The organism is Pseudobutyrivibrio sp. MD2005 (assembly GCF_000621865.1).
Taxonomy (GTDB): domain Bacteria; phylum Bacillota; class Clostridia; order Lachnospirales; family Lachnospiraceae; genus Pseudobutyrivibrio.
This window is the reverse complement of sequence record NZ_JHXE01000015.1, coordinates 66381-84590: the sequence shown is the minus strand read 5'-3', so window position 1 is coordinate 84590 and position 18210 is coordinate 66381. Positions and strand designations below refer to the sequence as shown.

The following is an 18210-nucleotide window of genomic DNA, read 5'->3' as shown; positions in this document are numbered from 1 at the left end:
ATTCTCCCTTAAGTAACAATTAATCTGCGTCGTTAAACAACTGGTAGATTTCGATTTTGAGCGCATCTGTATCTGTCATGCCAACAAAGATACAGCCATACTCATAAACTCCATCCTCACATGGATTAACTCTAACAACCTTAAATACAGTGTCGATAGTCTCCTTTGTCCAAATCTGAATCTTGGCATCAAAACATGCTCCAACTTCAAATTCTACATTTGGCACTTTGAATGCTAAGCCTGTCTTGGAAATATTAGTAACCTCTACCTCCATGTACTTTACAGTAGTGATATTGTCTTCATCGATACGCTCGATTTCAACCTTTACATCAATCTCCAGACGCTTATTCTTTCTCTTTTCTTCCATGCTCAGTTCCTCCCAACGCAATTAGTTAATAGATTAGTTCTTAAGATTAATTCCTTTATTCTTAAGCTTCTCAATTACATCGTCAACCTGGCTCTGAACTTCCTCGTGTGTAAGAGTACGCTCATCGTCACCAAATAATAATCTAACTGTGATTGACTTACCAGCACCGTCTGAATATACATCAGTAACTCCAACTTTCTTCAGAATATTTCCAGCGCTCTCTTTTATTGTATCATTTATTTCAGAAAATTTCTCGGCAATAAATGATAAATCTACTTCAATTGATGGATATTTTGATGGTTCCTCATAAACAATTGTCTGCTGAGCAATGTTTGCAAGAGCTTCAACATCGATTTCTGCAAAGACAATAGCTGCCTTCTTATCAATCTTCTTAGATACAAGTGGATGTGCAACACCAATCTCACCAATCTGAACCTCATCAAGGATAAGTGCATTAAGGTTCTTTGGATGTTCATAAGAATGAGTAGCCTCAAGCTTCTTGTATGTAAGAGACTTATGTCTAACATCCTCGATTGTTTCAGCAATCATATCACGAAGCTCAAAATAAAGAGACTCAAGTGACTTTGTCTTAGAGAACAATGTGATGCAAAGCTTCTTTTTCTCACTGCAAAGGCCATCTTCCTTGAGACCTTCAACAACACGTCCTACTTCAAAAATACCAAAATCTGTAGCGTAGCCAGTGTTATAGTTTACCTGGCAAAGCTGTGTAGGAATAATTGAACGACGAAGTGTTTCAATGTTAGGGTTTGTAGAATTAGCAAGCTTAATGTTCTCTTCTACTTCCATTCCAAGCTTCTTGTACTCATCAGCGTACTGCCATACATATGAATGAACCTCGTGAAGCTTGAATCTCTTAACAAGAATATCCTTTATTCTATCTTCAACATTTTTTGTCTCATCCATGCGAACTGGATAAAGAGGCGCATTTGTTGTAGATAACTCAAAGTTATCATATCCATAAATACGTGTAATCTCTTCGATGATATCTGCCTTTAAGCTGATATCCTTTGTTGCACGATATGAAGGAACATCTACATGGAAGTCCTTACCATTTTGTGTGATACCAAATCCTAAAGATGTAAGTGTATTAACAATATGCTCATCACTGATTTCAATTCCAGTGTACTTATCCACAAAATCCTTATCAAAATCAAGAGTTATATGTGGATAATGGAATGCATATTCATCTGTAAGTGCGGATACAACCTTAACACCAGGATCGATTTCAGAAAGAAGCTTCATAAATCTGGCAATTGCTACTGTTGTCATTTCTGGATCAAGGCTCTTTTCATAGCGAGCTGATGCATCTGTTCTGTGAGCAAGACGAACTGCACTCTTTCTAATAGAGGCTGCATTAAATGTAGCTGACTCAAGTGTAAGTGTTGTTGTGTCTTCTACGATTTCTGAATCAAGACCACCCATGATACCTGCGATACCAACTGGTGTATCACCGTTGCAAATCATAAGAGTGTTCTCATCTATATTTCTTTCAACACCATCAAGTGTTGTAAAAGTAAATGGCTTATCAAATCTCTTAACACGAATCTTTTCAAGCTTACGAGCATCAAATGCATGCATTGGCTGACCCATTTCAAGCATGATGTAGTTTGTAAGATCTGCAAGAAGGTTAATACCTCTCATGCCACAGTAGAAAAGACGAATACGCATATTCATTGGTGCAACATTCTTTTCAATGTTTTCTACCTTAAGAGATGAATATCTCTGGCAAAGCTCATCTTCTATTTTAATATCAACCTTTTCAAGATTGTCATACTTGCTTAAATCAAGTGTTGGAAGTTCCTTAAGTGGACGCTTTGCAATTGTAGCAAACTCTCTTGCAATACCATAATGTCCCCAAAGGTCAGGACGGTTTGTAAGTGATTTGTTATCTACTTCGAAGATGATATCATCGATTTCATATAGATCTTTGATATCAGTACCGTTTGCAACATCCTCAAGGATATCCATAATTCCATCGTTGTTATCAGAGATTCCGATTTCCTTCTCTGAGCAGCACATACCGAATGAATCATAGCCTGCTAATGGACGTGGTGCAATTGTGATTTCTCCAAGCTTGGCTCCAACCTTTGCAAAAGCTGTCTTCATACCAACGCGAACATTTGGTGCGCCGCAGACTACATCTGTAAGCTTGCCATCACCAGCATCTACCTTTAATAAGTGAAGCTTCTTTGACTCTGGATGCTCTTCTACTGATTTGATTTCAGCAACAACTACACCAGATAAGTCTTCACCTTTGTGGAAAATATCATTTTCAACCTCTGCTGTTGCAAGAGAAAACTTAGCAATAAGCTCCATCTTGTCAAGACCTTCAATGTCAACAAAATCAGAGATCCAATTCATTGAAATAAACATACTTTCGTCCTCCCTTACTGCTCATCATCAGTGAACTGAGCTAAGCTTGCAAGATTACCGCTGTTCAGATCACGAATGTCTTTAATTCCGTATTTCATCATTGCAAGTCTTGTAAGACCAAGACCGAAAGCAAAACCTGTATACTTTTCAGGATCAATGCCGCCCTCTTCAAGAACCTTAGGATGAACCATACCACAAGGACAAAGCTCAAGCCATCCTGAATGCTTGCAAGAAGGGCAACCCTTACCACCACAGTTTAGGCAGTTGATATCAAGCTCGAAGCCTGGCTCCACAAATGGGAAGAAACCTGGACGTAAACGAACCTTAATATCACGTCTAAATACTTCAGAAAGCATAGTCTTCATAAAGTAGATAAGGTTTGAAATAGAAATGTTCTTGCCAACCATAACACCTTCCATCTGGAAGAATGTGTTTTCATGACAAGCATCTGTAGCTTCATTTCTAAAGCAACGGCCTGGGAAGATAGCTTTAATTGGTGTACCATCTTCGATAAGCTGTTTACGATATTTCTTGTAAATTGCATTCTGTGCAGCTGTAGTCTGAGACTTAAGAAGCTGTCCATTTTCAAGATAATATGTATCCTGCATATCTCTTGCAGGGTGATATTTAGGGATGTTAACAGATTCAAAGCATTCGTAATCAGTAACTACTTCGCTATAATCCTCCACTGTAAAGCCCATAGACTTAAAGATAGTCTCGCACTGGCGCTGAACAAGTGTAATTGGATGAAAGCTTCCCTGATCAAAATGCTCTGGTAGAGAAATATCAAACTCAGGAACTTTATCGATTTCCTTTTGAAGCTCTAAAGCTGCAATTTCTTCTTTCTTTGCTGCGATTTTATCAGCAACAGTATTTTTAAGTACGTTAATCTTCTGGCCAAACTCCTTCTTCTCCTCAGCTGAAAGCTTGCCCATTTCCTTCATGGCAGCTGTAACACTACCCTTTTTTCCCAAGTAAGAAACACGGATATTCTCAAGCTCCTCAGAGTTTTTGATATTCTGAAGCTCTGTTTCAAACTTGGTGCTCAATTCAGATATTATATCTAACATGGCTTCCTCCCTAAATCATAAATCTAACTAAAAATTTTAACAGTTAGCATCTTCATTTTCAATAATTAACATTGCATCACCAAATGAGAAAAAGCGGTATTTTTCTCTAACTGCCTCTTCATATGCTGCAAGTACATGTTCCCTTCCAGCAAGTGCTGACACAAGCATAATAAGTGTGGACTGTGGCAAATGGAAATTAGTAATAAGGCCATCGATAACCTTAAACTCATATCCTGGGTAAATAAAGATCTGTGTCCAACCACTCTTTGGCTCTAGTGGCTTGCCTGGTTCAGCAGCCGACTCAAGAGTACGAGTACTGGTAGTTCCAACAGAAATGATTCTTCCGCCAGCAGCCTTTGTTTCATTAATAATGTCGCAGGCCTCCTGATTGAGCTCGTAGTACTCAGAGTGCATGTGGTGCTCTAACACTTCTTCTTCCTTTACAGGTCTAAAGGTTCCAAGGCCTACATGAAGTGTAACCTCGGCAATCTTAACTCCCATTGCCTTAACTTCCTCTAAGAGCTCAGGTGTAAAGTGAAGCCCCGCTGTAGGTGCAGCTGCAGAACCATCATACTTAGCATAAACTGTTTGATATCTGTCTCTATCTTTAAGCTTATGTGTTATATATGGTGGAAGTGGCATTTCTCCAAGCTTATCTAGAATCTCTTCGAAAATACCATCGTACGAAAATTCGATAATACGATTTCCTTCATCAACGATATCTACTATCTTACCTATTAAAAGTCCATCACCAAAAGAAATCTCCATTCCTGGGCGAGCCTTTTTTCCTGGCTTTACAAGACATTCCCACCTGTTATCGCTAATTCTCTTAAGAAGCAATATTTCAACTTTTCCACCGGAACCAACTCTGGCTCCGTATAATCTTGCTGGAATAACTTTTGTGTTGTTGATAACCAGGCAATCTCCTGGTCTGAGATATTCCTTGATATCATAGAAGTGACGATGACAAATATCGCCTGTGTTTTTATCCAAGACCATCAGCCTTGAATTGCTCCTCTTTTCAAGAGGGTCCTGCGCAATGAGCTCCTCTGGAAGCTCGTAATCAAAATCTTTTACTAACATAACTATTCTTTCTATATATATAAATCATTATTTGTTTAAAGCGTAAATAGTTTAGCACACAATTTTAGGTCAGTCCACTTTAGTGTTACGTGCCTTGCCGCCATGAATAAATTTGTTCCATGCCATTCCAAAGGATTGAGCAAAAAAGAAATTAGCTTCGGCTGCCATAAGCATAAAATACATACAAAAATACAGCCAAAACATAAACATCATCATGGTTGCAAATGTGCCGTACATTGAAAAATTGTTAAAAATTTTAACCCATATAGCCAAAAACATACTGAATATATACCAGCTTGCAGCACATATGAATCCACCTGGTAGCTGGCTAAAAAATGAAATATGTTTATTCGGTAGAACCGCAAATAAAAATGTAAACACTATCACAAGAAATATGAATACAAATATGCCTCTAAACAATGGCCTGATGCCCACTACATAAGCAAGCAAGCCATAATAGTTTTCTGCGTAGTACTGAAACTTCTGTGTAAAGACAAGCATAAGCATTATTACTACAATTACAGAAAGCAAAATCATAGTATAGAAAATAGCTCTTAGACGTCTAGCGACCCATCCTCTGGTCTCCTCTATTTTGTTGACCTGATTAAGACCTACCATAAGGTTTTGAAAGGCCTTACCAGATGACCAGATTGCCATGATTACAGAAATAGAGATTGTTCCAAGAGATGCCTTGGTAACCATGCGATACACCCTGGCTAAATAAGGCGAAAATGTAGCTGGCACCACATCATAAATCAGCTCATTAAGATACTCATTAATAGAAGGAACATATCCAGCAATCCACACCAAAAGCATCATGACTGGAATAGAAGTCATAATCATAAAGTATGCAGTCTGAGCAGCATAAGCTCCTATATTATCCCTGCCGCATTTATCCAAATATGTTTTTCCATATCCTAAAAATGTCCACATAATCATTCTCCTCAATGCATTGATTTTAGCAAAGAATTAGGCAAAAGAAAAGAGACCATGCAAAGCATGGTCTCTACTACCCCAAAATGCCGGGCCTATCAATTGACTCCTAGCTCTAGCTAGGTGGATCGCCGCAACTAGTCTTTTGTCTTCCACTGCGCAATGGAGGCATGACAGCCAACTAGAAATATAGGCATTCCGTTTAAAGTAAATGTAGGTTCAAAAAGGATAAGTTAAATCGTACATCCCAGGTTAGTTTTAATTCGGTATCTTTACTACCTGCAATTATATTACAACATATTTGTGACAAAATAAAGAACTGTTTTTTCACAAAGTCATCATTCAGAGTTATAAAAATCAAAAGTGTCGCAATGTACATATTTACATGTAACAATGCGACACTTTTGTTATTTAATCATAAGATTTAATTATAACTGTGGACCTGCTGAAACAAGTGCCTTACCAGCTTCATTTGTTGTGTACTTAACAAAGTTCTTGTTGAATCTAGCTGCAAGATCCTTAGCCTTCTCTTCCCACTCAGAAGCATTAGCATATGTATCTCTAGGATCAAGAATTGCTGGATCAACTCCTGGAAGCTCTGTAGGAACTTCGAAGTTAAACATAGGAATTGTCTTTGTAGGAGCATTCTTGATGTCACCATTAAGGATAGCATCGATGATTCCTCTTGTATCCTTGATTGTGATACGCTTTCCTGTTCCGTTCCAACCTGTATTTACAAGGTATGCCTTTGCTCCAGACTTCTCCATCTTCTTAACGAGCTCCTCAGCATACTTTGTTGGGTGAAGCTCAAGGAATGCCTGGCCGAAGCAAGCAGAGAATGTAGGTGTAGGCTCTGTAATACCTCTCTCAGTACCAGCAAGCTTTGCTGTAAATCCTGAAAGGAAGTAGTACTTTGTCTGCTCTGGTGTAAGGATAGATACTGGAGGAAGTACTCCAAACGCATCTGCTGAGAGGAAGATTACGTTATCAGCATCAGGACCAGCAGAAACCTTATTTACCTCAGCTGCAATATTGTTGATGTGCTCGATTGGATAAGATACACGAGTATTCTCTGTAACACTCTTATCATCAAAATCAATCTTACCATCAGCAGCTACTGTTACGTTCTCAAGAAGAGCATCTCTTCTGATTGCATTGTAGATATCTGGCTCAGATTCCTTATCAAGACCGATAACCTTTGCATAGCAACCACCTTCAAAGTTGAATACACCGTTATCATCCCAACCGTGCTCATCATCACCGATAAGACGACGCTTTGGATCTGTAGAAAGAGTAGTCTTACCTGTACCAGAAAGACCAAAGAAGATTGCTGTGTGCTTTCCATCCATATCGCAGTTAGCTGAGCAATGCATTGAAGCCATGCCCTTTAGTGGAAGGAAGTAGTTCATCATAGAGAACATACCCTTCTTCATCTCTCCGCCGTACCATGTGTTGATGATAACCTGCTCCTTAGATGTGATATTGAAAGCTACACATGTCTCAGAGTTAAGTCCAAGTTCCTTATAGTTTTCAACCTTAGCCTTTGATGCATTGTAAACTACGAAGTCTGGCTCGAAGTTTGCAAGCTCATCAGCTGTTGGCTTAATGAACATATTTTCAACGAAGTGTGCCTGCCAAGCAACTTCTACGATAAATCTAACTGCCATACGAGAATCCTTGTTAGCACCGCAGAATGCATCTACTACATAAAGATCCTTATTTGAAAGTTCTTCCTTAGCGAGTTTCTTTACCTTCTCCCAAACCTCTTCAGACATTGGATGGTTATCATTTGGATATCCCTCTGTTGTCCACCAAACAGTATCCTTTGAATTAGCATCCATAACGATGTATTTATCTTTAGGAGAACGTCCTGTATAAATACCTGTCATAACGTTAACAGCGCCAAGCTCAGTTTCCTTACCTGCTTCGTATCCCTCAAGTTTAGAGTCAAGCTCTGCCTTGTAGAGTTCCTCATAAGAAGGATTGTGAACGATGTTTGTTGTTCCTGTGATGCCATACTTTGTTAAATCAACATTAGCCATCTTGTCTTACCTCACTTTTCTAATTATATTTTTATTAGTCAACCCAATTTTATTGGGTCAAAAACTAATTTTCGCTGATTACCATTTTAAAATTTCGTTAAAATAAAGTCAATGTTTTCTGTTCTCAGATTTATACAATTTTTTTAGCTTAGTTTTTGTCACTTTGCTAAGATTTAGGGATTTCTTAAATTTTAATAAAATCTACCTAATATTCTTGAAAAAATATCATCAGAAATGGCACAATTAATCTTGTGCTATCAATTAGTTTTATGGTAACATAGCTAAAATCACTTTAGCACGTTAAAGGAGGAAATGATAATGGCTATCGAAAATTTCAGCGAAATTACTCCAGAACTAGAAAAGCTAGCTGAGCTTTCAAAACAGTCCTCATATATTGACCCAGAATTATATACAACCTACGATGTAAAACGTGGTTTACGTGATCTCAATGGTAAAGGTGTTTTAGTCGGTATCACAGAGATTTCTGAAGTTAATTCAAAAAAGTTTGTTGACGGCAAAGAAGTCCCTTGCGACGGTGAACTATTTTATAGAGGATACAATGTTAGAGACTTAGTAAAAAACATTCCTTTTGAACAGCACTTTGGTTTTGAAGAATGTGCTTATCTTCTTTTATTTGGTTCACTTCCAACTGTAAATCAGCTTGAAGATTTCAAAAAGCTTTTAGCTCAGTACCGTTCTCTTCCACCAAATTTTGTCAGAGATATGATTATGAAGAGTCCATCAAAGGATATGATGAACTCCCTTGCAAGATCTGTTCTTGCTCTATATTCAACTGATGATAGAGCAGATGATACATCAGAACCAAACGTACTTAGACAGTGTCTACAGCTCATAGCTAACTTCCCACTTCTTTCGGTATACAGCTATGCAGCCTACGACTACTATTATAATGATGCATCACTTATCATTCACCCACCAAAGCCAGAATACTCTACTGCAGAAAACATTTTGCATTGTTTACGTCCAGACAGCAAATTCACTCCACTTGAGGCGAAGCTTCTTGACGTTGCACTTATTCTTCACATGGAACACGGTGGTGGTAACAACTCAACATTCACTACTCACTTAGTTTCATCATCTGGCACAGACACTTACGCTGCTATCGCTGCAGCTTTAGGTTCCCTCAAAGGTCCTAAGCATGGTGGTGCCAACATCAAAGTTGTCCGCATGTTCGAAGACATGAAGGCTCACCTTAATGATTGGGAAGACGAAGAAGAAGTCAGCACATACTTACGTGCTTTACTTCATGGCGAAGCCTTCGACAAGGCCGGATTAATATATGGTATGGGACACGCTATTTATTCTGTATCAGATCCACGTGCTCTCACATTCCATTCATTCGTTGAAGACCTTGCAAAAGAAAAAGGAATGGAAAAGGAATACAATCTATACGAGCTTGTTGCTAAGCTTGCTCCAAAGATTATCGCCGAAGAGCGAAAAATCTACAAAGGTGTATCACCTAACGTAGACTTCTACTCTGGCTTCGTATATCAGATGCTCGGCATCCCAGGCGAGCTCTTCACTCCTATATTTGCCATCGCACGTATAGCCGGTTGGAGTGCCCACCGCATGGAAGAGGTTTGCCACCGCGGCAAGATCATGCGTCCAGCATACATGACCGTTTGCCCACACAAAAAATACATCCCAATCGAAGAACGCGTCGTAGACTAACAACGCCACAGCGCCCTGCCCTAGCGGCAGGGCTTTTTGCGCCACCCATCACCTTAAATCAGACAGCCTCGTGCTATGTTCTGGCTTGCTGCGCCTCCCGCTATAGATACATCATTTGAGCAAAATTTTAGATTTTCTTAATACTGCAGATGGAGCTTTCTGCATGTGTACTTTCGTTGGTTTTGCAATTCGTGGGTAAGTGTTTGTTGCAGTGCTGACACTATAAAGTAAATACATTGCTACCAAACAGATTTGCAGTATAATTGCATTCATACTCCATTCACTAAGTAAAATTAAAGAAACAGGTTTTATAAGTTTATATACCGCCTTCAAGTTCAGTCCGTTTCACTATCAGGCTCGGGGTGCCGTCCATGGCACCCCGTATATAAACTTTATAAAACCTGTTTCTTATTTTACTAAGCTCATTTCAAAATCATGCAATTATACTGCGAATCTGCTTTGGTAGTAATTAATAAAAGCTGTGCGTGTCAGCACAGCACAAACACTTGCCCACGAATTGCAAAGAATCGAAAGAACACCTGCTAATAAAGAACGCGACATGCAGTATTTAGAAAATCAAAATTTTGTGATTGTGTATCTATAGCGGGAGGCGCAGCAAGCCAGGATTTGGCACGAGGCTGTCTGCAGCACAAAAGTCAGTGGTGCCAAAAAGCCCCGGAATAATCCGGGGCGCTGTGGCTCATTGTAGATATAAAACGTTCTTAGAATGGATTGAGTTGTAGTTCAAACCAGAATGTGGCACCCTGGCCTTGGACGCTTGAGACGCCATATCTAGCGCCGTGAAGCTCTAGGACATTCTTTACGATGGAAAGGCCTAATCCGGTGCCTTGGATGGCGCGTTTGTGAGCACTCTTGTCCTTGTAGTAGCGATCCCATACATATGGGATGTCTTCCTGTTTTACGCCTTCGCCTGTGTCGATAACTTCGATACGGAGAATGTCGTCTGTAACCTTTTGGATTACCGTTACCTTTTTATCGTCACCAGTGTAGTTGATGGCGTTGTTTACCAGGTTGTAGAGTACCTGATACATTTTTTGTTCATCCGCATATACGATAACCTCGTCATCATATATGAAGTCTATGGTGTACCCCTCCACTTCACGAAGCTTGTTATAGCGCTCAAGGACGTGTCGAATACTTTCGGTTATGTTGTATTCTTCTGGCTGAATAGTTATGGTTCCAGCTTTGAGTTTCGAAATGTCTAGCATATCATTTACTAGGCCTGTTAAGCGCTCTGTCTCGTCAATGATTACCTGAACATTTTCAGGTGTGTTTTCGCCCGGTATGTCTCTCATTACTTCGGCGTAGCCCTTAATCATAGTAAGTGGCGTACGCAAATCGTGTGATACGTTAGCTATAAGTTCCTTTTGGAAACTATCAGTTTTGCCAAGCTCGGTAGCTGTATAGTTAAGAGTATCAGAAAGCTCTGCTACTTCTTTGTAATCCCTGGAATTGAAGTTTACAGAGTAATCTCCGGCAGCAAGTTTTTTAGCTCCATGATTAAGACTTATAATAGCTTTTGATATTCGCCTTGATGTGATGGCTGCAAGACCAAATGCAACGATTACCATAATGGCCGATATGATTCCAAGCTGAGCCTTAAGGGTAGATACTGTGGCATCTACCGGAGTAAGAACAGAGTTGACCATAAGTACTTCTTCTGTTCCATCTTTTTCTATAATACGCACATAGATAACAGATTCAGCCATGTCGTTACCAATGTTCTGTCTGAACTGCTCTTCCTTCTTTTCTTTAGGTATCGTATATGCGATTTTACCGTCTGCCTGCTCTTCGCCCTCAGCAGGTATATCTTCTCCAGCCTGTCCTGGCTCCTCTAATGGAACGTTTTGTTCTGGAAAAGGGTCCTTAGCCAGATTGCGTTGCATTTCGCTTCCCTTGTACTCTATAACCGCTTCTCCACCATTTGCTACGGCCTGCTCATAAAACAAGCTGAATAAGAACTGAGGAAGTGATGACATTTGTGAATTAGAAATATATTCAGCATTGTAAAGGGGATTGCCTTCACTGTCTGTAATATAGACACTTAAGTTGTTGCTGGCAGCTATTTTTTCAATATCCTCTGTAGGGTCATCCTCTGAAATCAAAAGCTCTTCAACCTGATTAAGGACATGTTCTGTTTCTTTTCTTTTTATGATTTTATAGAAATCTTTTAAGTAGACAATCTGAAAAAACCATAGTACTCCTAAAAGTACTATGGCAAAAATCAAGAATATTGAGAATGTCTTCCATTTAATACTAATACGACTAGATTTCACAAGTTCCTCCAAATATTATGCCTCGAATCTATAGCCAACGCCACGTAATGTAACTAGTAGCTTACGGTATTCACCAAGGCTGTTTCTAAGAAGCTTAATATGAGTATCAAGTGTTCTGTCATCACCGTAATAATCATATCCCCAAACCTCGGTAATCAGGCGTTCTCGTTCAAGAGCAATATTTTTATTTCTAACTAAGTAAAACAAAAGCTCATATTCTTTTGGAGACATATCGATACGTTTTCCATCTATAGAAACCGTTCTAGCAGTAAAATTAACCTCAAGACCTTCATATCTGAATACATCTACAGCCTCTGACTCATTCCTGCTGCGACTGGTAACAACCTTGATTCGCATCATAAGTTCCTTTGGTGAAAATGGTTTGACAACATAGTCGTCTACGCCTGCCTCAAATCCATGGATTCGATCGTACTCTTCACCTCGAGCCGAAAGCATAATAACCGGAATGTCCTTTATCTTTTTTATCTCACTACAAGCTGAAAATCCGTCAAGCTCAGGCATCATTACATCCATAATAATAACATCATAGTCGCTGTTAGCCTTTACTTTTTCTATGGCATCCATACCATCACATGCTTCAGCTACTTCATAACCTTCAAATTCACCATATTTGCGAATTATTGAGCGAATCTTCTCCTCATCATCTACCACTAAAATCTTTTTCATATCAACCTCCAATTGATTTTGCCTCGATTATTATGATACGTTGAAAATGTGAATATCTCGTGATTGCTGGATAATTTTTTAGTGAATATATGTCTTCTTTGCTTTACGGATAGCAATAGAAAAAACGACCCATACCAAGACAAATGCAATTAAAAAAACTACATTTACAGTCTGTGGGAATGACACTTTTCCTGTATCGTTAAGAAATCCTTGAGCACCAAATACTACACAAAAAGCTCCAAAAATAGCTGTCTTTGGCATCAGATACTTTGAAAGTCCTTTAATATCACTACATTTTGTCAACTCTTCTGCAGTAATCATCATCGGATCTACCTCACCCTTTTTAGAGCATTTAATGCCGATAAAAACCAAATAAGCTCCGAGCACCCCAATGACTAAATCAAATATTGTCATAAAACTCATATCCATTATTCTTTCCTCCAAATGTAAAACAATATAGTAGGATAATTATAGCTTTTTTCCCTTATATTTTCTAGACGCAATTCCCCATTTCCCACTCCATGGAGTAATACTGAAAGTCAATAAATTGTTACCATTCACAGTTGCCACACATTTATGACGCCCTCAACAAAGGCTGTGGCCTACAGTATACACATGGCGCATTGCAAGAATATTGCGTTTTTCTAATGGGCCATTTATGCATCTTTTATTTACATGTGTCTTTTGCAGGCCTGTACAATTTTGAAAAAGGTTTTTGGTTGGCGGACACACAGTCTGGTGTAATTTGTACTTCTTAGGCTGAGGGGGACTTGGTTGATTTTGGAGCGAGCTTAGTAACATAAAAGCAGGTTTTGCAATATATAAGCATGCGCTGCCATGGACGGCAGCGCAAGTGGTCACTTAAAACACGATGTTGAATGTGCCACGGTGATTATATATGCAAAACCTGCTTTGTCATGTTACTTAGCAAGCGTAATATGAAACCAAGTCCCCTCAGCCTGAGAAGTACATAAAAAACTGCAGTGTCCGCCACCTAAAAATCATTTTTCAAAATGGTTCATTCCGCAACAAGACACATGCGAGATGCATAAATTTGGCCCATAAGAAAAACTGCAATATTCGCAAAATCACGCCATGTGTATACTGGAGGCCACAGCCTTTGTTGAGGGCGTCACTCCAAAATAAACTGTGAATGGTAACAATAAATTTTAACATAAATCCATTTGAATATTAGCATTCGTTATTGTATTATAAATTTATAGAATTATGCTCACAATTTGTTCTGAAAAAGTAAAAATGTCACACTATACAGGAGGAGATGATTTATGGACATTACAGGCAAGAAAATACTGGTATGTGACGATTCGGTACTTGCAAGAAAGCAATTAATGGATGCTGTAAAAAAAGTTGCTACTGGTGCTGAATTCATTGAAGGTAAAAATGGCGCCGAAGCAGTTAATCTTTATAAAGAAAAGAAACCAGATTTAGTTTTTATGGATATAGTAATGCCGGAAAAAGACGGAACCACTGCTCTATCCGAAATTAAAGAATTTGATAGCGATGCTGTAATCATCATCGTTTCTTCAGTTGGTACACAAGATCAACTAAAGAAAGCTATTCAGCTTGGAGCAAAAGATTTTATTCAGAAGCCGTTCGAAACTAATCAAATAACTGAAATAATTGAACTTCGACTTGGAGGAAATTAATCTATGTATACACAGTTTTTGGGTAATTATCTGCTTCAAAGAGGAATAGTAACTCAAGAGCAGCTTTTCAATGCTATGTCTCGTCTTTCACAGACACATATAAAGCTTGGAACGATTGCTATTCATGAAAGTCTTATGACAGCTAAAGAAGTAGACGAATGCCTTTACGTGCAAACCCGTGAAGATAAGCGCTTTGGTGAAATTGCTGTCAATAGAGGTTATCTTACCGAAGAACAAGTAAATGACCTCCTGACTAAGCAAACACCTGATTACATTTTACTTGGTCAAAATCTTGTAGAAGACGGAGTGTTCTCCTATGAAGAGTTGGAGCGCATTTTATTCGATTATAAAAATGATACTGAGCTTTACGATTTAAGCTTAGATGTTGAAAATCAGGAAGCTGTTGAAGCTATCATTTCTAAATTCTTTATTATGGCAGAAATGCCAGTTGAAGAAACTAATGTAATGTATCTCGAGCTTATGTTTAATAGCTTGATTAGATTTGTTGGTGAAGATTTTTCTCCACTCACACCTATGGTTTTGGATGAATATCCTATTACATTTGGTGTTTCACAGAAAATTGCCAGCGATAAAAACTATCTTACACATATCGACTGTGACCGAGAAACAGCTATCGCATTCGCATCAAGATACGCAAAAGAGGAATTCCTGGAGTTTGACGAATATGTCATAGCAGCTCTAGAAGATTTCTTAAATCTTCATAATGGATTGTTCATTGTAAATGTATCGAATACTACATCCCAAACAATTTCTTTAGAACCACCAGAAATTGCTGCAGAAGGTATTCTTACCGGCCCAAACAAAGTCGTTGACTTCCCTGTTGCCTATCCATTTGGAACTATTCATCTAATAATTTGTTTCTAAGACTATAAAAAGCCAGTACGTTACGGTTACAAGCCTAATGATATCTCTAGCTTCGCATAGAAAGCTTCGCTAGAGACATATTAGAGCTTGTTACCTACGTCCTGGCTCATTTTATTTTTGTAAATATTTAACTAGATGACAACTTACGATATTAGATACCTAAGAAACGCTTCACCTCAGCACACATATCAGATACTTCAACAACTGTATCGTGACGAACTGGCGCTGTACGAATTTCCTCGATTGCATTTGGAACTGCAACCTTTCCTAATTCTGAAAGCTTATCTACAAGTACAAAATCTTCTTCATTCTCATAATCTGTATCAATTGCTCCCATTACCGCACGTGTAAACTTAAATGGGCTTGCTGTAGATGCAATGACAGTAGCCTTATCATCACCTGTTTCAGCCTTGTATTTACCATATACAGAAGCAGCAACTCCAGTATGAGTATCAATGATATATCCTGTATCCTCGTATAATTTCTTGATAGCATCTCCAGTTTCTTTTTCTGTTGCAAAATTGCCATAGAAACTAGAAAGCTTCTCTCTCATCTCTGCTGTAATTTCGTATTTACCTGTTGTCCTGAGACCTTCCATAAGCTCAGAATTCTTTTCAGCATCATTTCCAGCAATATGATAAATAAGTCTCTCTAAGTTGCTAGAGATAAGAATATCCATTGAAGGTGAGTTTGTAAGGATAAACTCTCTGTTCTTATCGTACTCTCCAGTTGAGAAGAAATCATAAAGAACCTTATTCTCGTTAGAAGCACAGATAAGCTTTTCAATAGGAAGACCCATATTCTTTGCATAGAATGCAGCAAGAATATTCCCAAAGTTGCCTGTTGGAACAACTACATTAATAGTCTCTCCATCAGAAATCTTCTCCTCTCCAAGAAGCTTAACATAAGCATATACGTAGTAAGCAATCTGTGGAACCAAACGTCCTATATTTATTGAGTTAGCAGACGAGAACTGGAAACCTGCTGCATCTAACTCAGCAGCAAGTTCCTTATCGTTAAACATTTCCTTAACGCCAGTCTGCGCCTGATCAAAGTTACCCTTAATGCCAACTACATGAGTGTTATCACCCTTTTGAGTTACCATCTGACGCTCCTGAATAGCTGAAACACCATTCTTTGGATAGAAAACAACTATACGAGTGCCCTCTACATCTGCAAAGCCTGCAAGAGCAGCCTTTCCTGTATCACCAGATGTAGCAGTTAAAATAACAATGTCATTTTTGATTTTATTCTTGCGAGCGGATGTAATCATAAGATGTGGCAATATAGAAAGTGCCATATCCTTAAATGCTATTGTAGCCCCGTGGAAAAGCTCAAGGTAATATGCACCATCAGCCATAACTAAAGGCGCAATCTCCTCAGTGTCGAACTTGCTATCATATGCACTGTTAATGCAATGCTTAAGCTCCTCTTCTGTAAAATCAGTAAGGAAAAGCTTTAACACTTCGTAAGCAACCTCCTGATATGTCATTTCAGAAAGCTCTTTTAATGACTTATCAAGTTTGGGAATGGATGTAGGAACGAACAATCCTCCATCATCTGCCAAACCCTTTAATATAGCCTGTGAAGCAGTAATCTCCTGCTTTTTAGTGTCCCTTGTACTAACGTAATTGACTACCATAGATTATTCCTCTCGTTTATATTAGTATGCAATACCCTGTGCAATCATAGCATCAGCAACCTTCTCGAAGCCTGCGATGTTAGCACCTGCAACGTAGTTACCTTCCATACCGTACTTCTTAGAAGCATCATCACATGCGTGGAAAATACCTTCCATGATTCCCTTAAGCTTAGAATCTACTTCTTCGAATGTCCAGTGAAGTCTCTCAGAGTTCTGTGACATCTCAAGAGCTGATGTAGCAACACCACCTGCGTTAGCAGCCTTAGCTGGTCCAAAGAGAACGCCAGCTGCCTGGAATGCTGCAACTGCTTCTGGAGTTGAAGGCATGTTAGCACCCTCAGCTACAGCTGTTACGCCGTTAGCGATAAGCATCTTAGCATCTTCTTCGTTAAGCTCGTTCTGTGTAGCACATGGAAGAGCAATGTCTACCTTGTACTGCCATACGCCGTGCTCACCATTCTTCTTCTCATGATATTCAGCGTTTGTTCTAGTCTTAACATATTCTGAAAGACGTGCTCTCTTAACTTCCTTGATTTCCTTAAGAAGCTCAAGATCGATTCCCTCTGGATCGTAAACCCAACCTGTAGAATCAGAACATGTAACAGGCTTAGCACCAAGCTGATATGCCTTTTCGATAGCATAGATAGCAACGTTACCAGCACCTGAAACAGCTACTGTCTTGCCTTCGAAGCTTGTGTTCTTAGCTGACTTTAACATTTCCTGTGTGAAGTAGCATACACCATAACCTGTAGCCTGTGTACGAGCAAGTGAACCACCGTATGAAAGTCCCTTACCTGTAAGTACACCTGTGAACTCGTTGCGAAGTCTCTTGTACTGACCATACATGAAACCAATCTCACGAGCACCAACGCCGATATCACCAGCTGGAACGTCAGTGTCAGCACCGATGTGCTTAGCAAGCTCTGTCATGAATGCCTGGCAGAAACGCATGATTTCCATATCTGACTTACCCTTAGGATCGAAGTCAGAACCACCCTTACCACCACCGATAGGAAGTGTTGTAAGTGAGTTCTTGAAGATCTGCTCGAAACCTAAGAACTTGATAACTGATAAGTTTACTGAAGGATGAAGTCTGAGACCACCCTTGTAAGGTCCGATGGCTGAATTAAACTGAACTCTGTATCCACGGTTAACCTGAACTTTGCCCTGATCATCTACCCATGAAACTCTGAACTGAATGATACGCTCTGGCTCAACGATACGCTCAATAACGCCAAGCTCCTCAAGCTTAGGATTAGCAGCAACAACTGGCTCTAATGACTCTAAAACCTCGCTAACTGCCTGAAGGAATTCCTTCTGTTCTGCGTTTCTAGACTCAAGGCCATCGTAAACGCGCTGTAAATAACTACTTTTAAAATTCATTACAATATATCTCCTTTCAGATTATGTAGTTCAATTTGCCGAACTAAGCCACCCGACAAAAACTAAGG

The 18210-nt window shown here is 39.2% G+C and carries 14 protein-coding genes and 1 other RNA gene; 3 read left to right on the top strand and 12 right to left on the bottom strand.

The window, feature by feature from the left end:
- Window positions 1-19: 19 nt before the first annotated feature.
- From T498_RS0106885 to pckA, 7 genes are all read right to left on the bottom strand, one after another.
- On the bottom strand, window positions 20-367 hold the full coding sequence (locus T498_RS0106885) for a PilZ domain-containing protein (protein ID WP_028235275.1): 348 nt from the start codon (window positions 365-367) through the stop codon (window positions 20-22).
- Between the two features lie 33 nt (window positions 368-400).
- A complete protein-coding gene (gene pheT / locus T498_RS0106880) occupies window positions 401-2761 on the bottom strand; it encodes a phenylalanine--tRNA ligase subunit beta (RefSeq protein ID WP_028235274.1) in 2361 nt (786 codons plus the stop codon).
- A 14-nt stretch (window positions 2762-2775) separates the two neighbouring features.
- Complete coding sequence (pheS, locus tag T498_RS0106875; RefSeq protein WP_028235273.1) at window positions 2776-3831, bottom strand: phenylalanine--tRNA ligase subunit alpha; 1056 nt, start codon at window positions 3829-3831, stop codon at window positions 2776-2778.
- A 36-nt stretch (window positions 3832-3867) separates the two neighbouring features.
- Entirely contained in the window at window positions 3868-4914 is a 1047-nt protein-coding gene (gene queA / locus T498_RS0106870; RefSeq protein ID WP_028235272.1) for a tRNA preQ1(34) S-adenosylmethionine ribosyltransferase-isomerase QueA, read from the bottom strand.
- Between the two features lie 69 nt (window positions 4915-4983).
- Window positions 4984-5847 carry a YihY/virulence factor BrkB family protein gene (locus T498_RS15165; RefSeq protein ID WP_051524647.1) on the bottom strand — a complete coding sequence of 288 codons (864 nt, stop codon included), beginning with the start codon at window positions 5845-5847 and terminating at the stop codon, window positions 4984-4986.
- Between the two features lie 74 nt (window positions 5848-5921).
- Window positions 5922-6104: non-coding RNA, 6S RNA (ssrS, locus tag T498_RS16535), on the bottom strand.
- 171 nt (window positions 6105-6275) lie between these two features.
- Window positions 6276-7889 carry a phosphoenolpyruvate carboxykinase (ATP) gene (gene pckA / locus T498_RS0106860; RefSeq protein ID WP_028235271.1) on the bottom strand — a complete coding sequence of 538 codons (1614 nt, stop codon included), beginning with the start codon at window positions 7887-7889 and terminating at the stop codon, window positions 6276-6278.
- 318 nt (window positions 7890-8207) lie between these two features.
- Between pckA and T498_RS0106855 the strand changes: the two genes are divergently transcribed.
- Window positions 8208-9581, top strand: coding sequence for a citrate/2-methylcitrate synthase (locus T498_RS0106855; RefSeq protein WP_028235270.1), 1374 nt, complete (start codon window positions 8208-8210; stop codon window positions 9579-9581).
- 722 nt (window positions 9582-10303) lie between these two features.
- Here T498_RS0106855 and T498_RS0106850 read toward each other — a convergent pair.
- The 3 genes from T498_RS0106850 to T498_RS0106840 all read right to left on the bottom strand — a co-directional run bounded on the left by T498_RS0106850 (window position 10304) and on the right by T498_RS0106840 (window position 12994).
- A complete protein-coding gene (locus T498_RS0106850; RefSeq protein ID WP_028235269.1) occupies window positions 10304-11878 on the bottom strand; it encodes a sensor histidine kinase in 1575 nt (524 codons plus the stop codon).
- Window positions 11879-11893: 15 nt separating this feature from the next.
- Window positions 11894-12565 carry a response regulator transcription factor gene (locus T498_RS0106845; protein WP_028235268.1) on the bottom strand — a complete coding sequence of 224 codons (672 nt, stop codon included), beginning with the start codon at window positions 12563-12565 and terminating at the stop codon, window positions 11894-11896.
- A 78-nt stretch (window positions 12566-12643) separates the two neighbouring features.
- Entirely contained in the window at window positions 12644-12994 is a 351-nt protein-coding gene (locus tag T498_RS0106840; RefSeq protein WP_028235267.1) for a hypothetical protein, read from the bottom strand.
- 857 nt (window positions 12995-13851) lie between these two features.
- On the opposite strand from T498_RS0106840, the gene T498_RS0106835 reads away from it, so the two are divergent.
- Both T498_RS0106835 and T498_RS0106830 read left to right on the top strand, forming a co-directional pair.
- On the top strand, window positions 13852-14232 hold the full coding sequence (locus T498_RS0106835; protein ID WP_028235266.1) for a response regulator: 381 nt from the start codon (window positions 13852-13854) through the stop codon (window positions 14230-14232).
- A gap of 3 nt (window positions 14233-14235) precedes the next feature.
- Window positions 14236-15117, top strand: coding sequence for a hypothetical protein (locus T498_RS0106830; RefSeq protein WP_028235265.1), 882 nt, complete (start codon window positions 14236-14238; stop codon window positions 15115-15117).
- 151 nt (window positions 15118-15268) lie between these two features.
- Here the strand turns inward: T498_RS0106830 and thrC are convergent, their stop codons facing one another.
- Together thrC and gdhA are read right to left on the bottom strand one after the other, a co-directional pair.
- Window positions 15269-16759, bottom strand: coding sequence for a threonine synthase (thrC, locus tag T498_RS0106825; RefSeq protein WP_028235264.1), 1491 nt, complete (start codon window positions 16757-16759; stop codon window positions 15269-15271).
- A 21-nt stretch (window positions 16760-16780) separates the two neighbouring features.
- Window positions 16781-18142: an NADP-specific glutamate dehydrogenase gene (gdhA, locus tag T498_RS0106820; RefSeq protein ID WP_028235263.1), complete on the bottom strand. Its 1362-nt coding sequence runs from the start codon at window positions 18140-18142 to the stop codon at window positions 16781-16783.
- Between the last annotated feature and the right edge of the window lie 68 nt (window positions 18143-18210).

Bases quoted from the DNA above. Each gene is read 5' to 3' on its own strand.
- T498_RS0106830 (WP_028235265.1), top strand. From the start codon at position 14,236: ATGTATACACAGTTTTTGGGTAATTATCTGCTTCAAAGAGGAATAGTA.
- T498_RS15165 (WP_051524647.1), bottom strand. From the start codon at position 5,847: ATGTGGACATTTTTAGGATATGGAAAAACATATTTGGATAAATGCGGC.
- gdhA (WP_028235263.1), bottom strand. From the start codon at position 18,142: ATGAATTTTAAAAGTAGTTATTTACAGCGCGTTTACGATGGCCTTGAG.
- queA (WP_028235272.1), bottom strand. From the start codon at position 4,914: ATGTTAGTAAAAGATTTTGATTACGAGCTTCCAGAGGAGCTCATTGCG.
- T498_RS0106885 (WP_028235275.1), bottom strand. From the start codon at position 367: ATGGAAGAAAAGAGAAAGAATAAGCGTCTGGAGATTGATGTAAAGGTT.
- T498_RS0106835 (WP_028235266.1), top strand. From the start codon at position 13,852: ATGGACATTACAGGCAAGAAAATACTGGTATGTGACGATTCGGTACTT.
- T498_RS0106845 (WP_028235268.1), bottom strand. From the start codon at position 12,565: ATGAAAAAGATTTTAGTGGTAGATGATGAGGAGAAGATTCGCTCAATA.
- pheT (WP_028235274.1), bottom strand. From the start codon at position 2,761: ATGTTTATTTCAATGAATTGGATCTCTGATTTTGTTGACATTGAAGGT.
- thrC (WP_028235264.1), bottom strand. From the start codon at position 16,759: ATGGTAGTCAATTACGTTAGTACAAGGGACACTAAAAAGCAGGAGATT.
- T498_RS0106840 (WP_028235267.1), bottom strand. From the start codon at position 12,994: ATGGATATGAGTTTTATGACAATATTTGATTTAGTCATTGGGGTGCTC.
- pckA (WP_028235271.1), bottom strand. From the start codon at position 7,889: ATGGCTAATGTTGATTTAACAAAGTATGGCATCACAGGAACAACAAAC.
- T498_RS0106855 (WP_028235270.1), top strand. From the start codon at position 8,208: ATGGCTATCGAAAATTTCAGCGAAATTACTCCAGAACTAGAAAAGCTA.
- pheS (WP_028235273.1), bottom strand. From the start codon at position 3,831: ATGTTAGATATAATATCTGAATTGAGCACCAAGTTTGAAACAGAGCTT.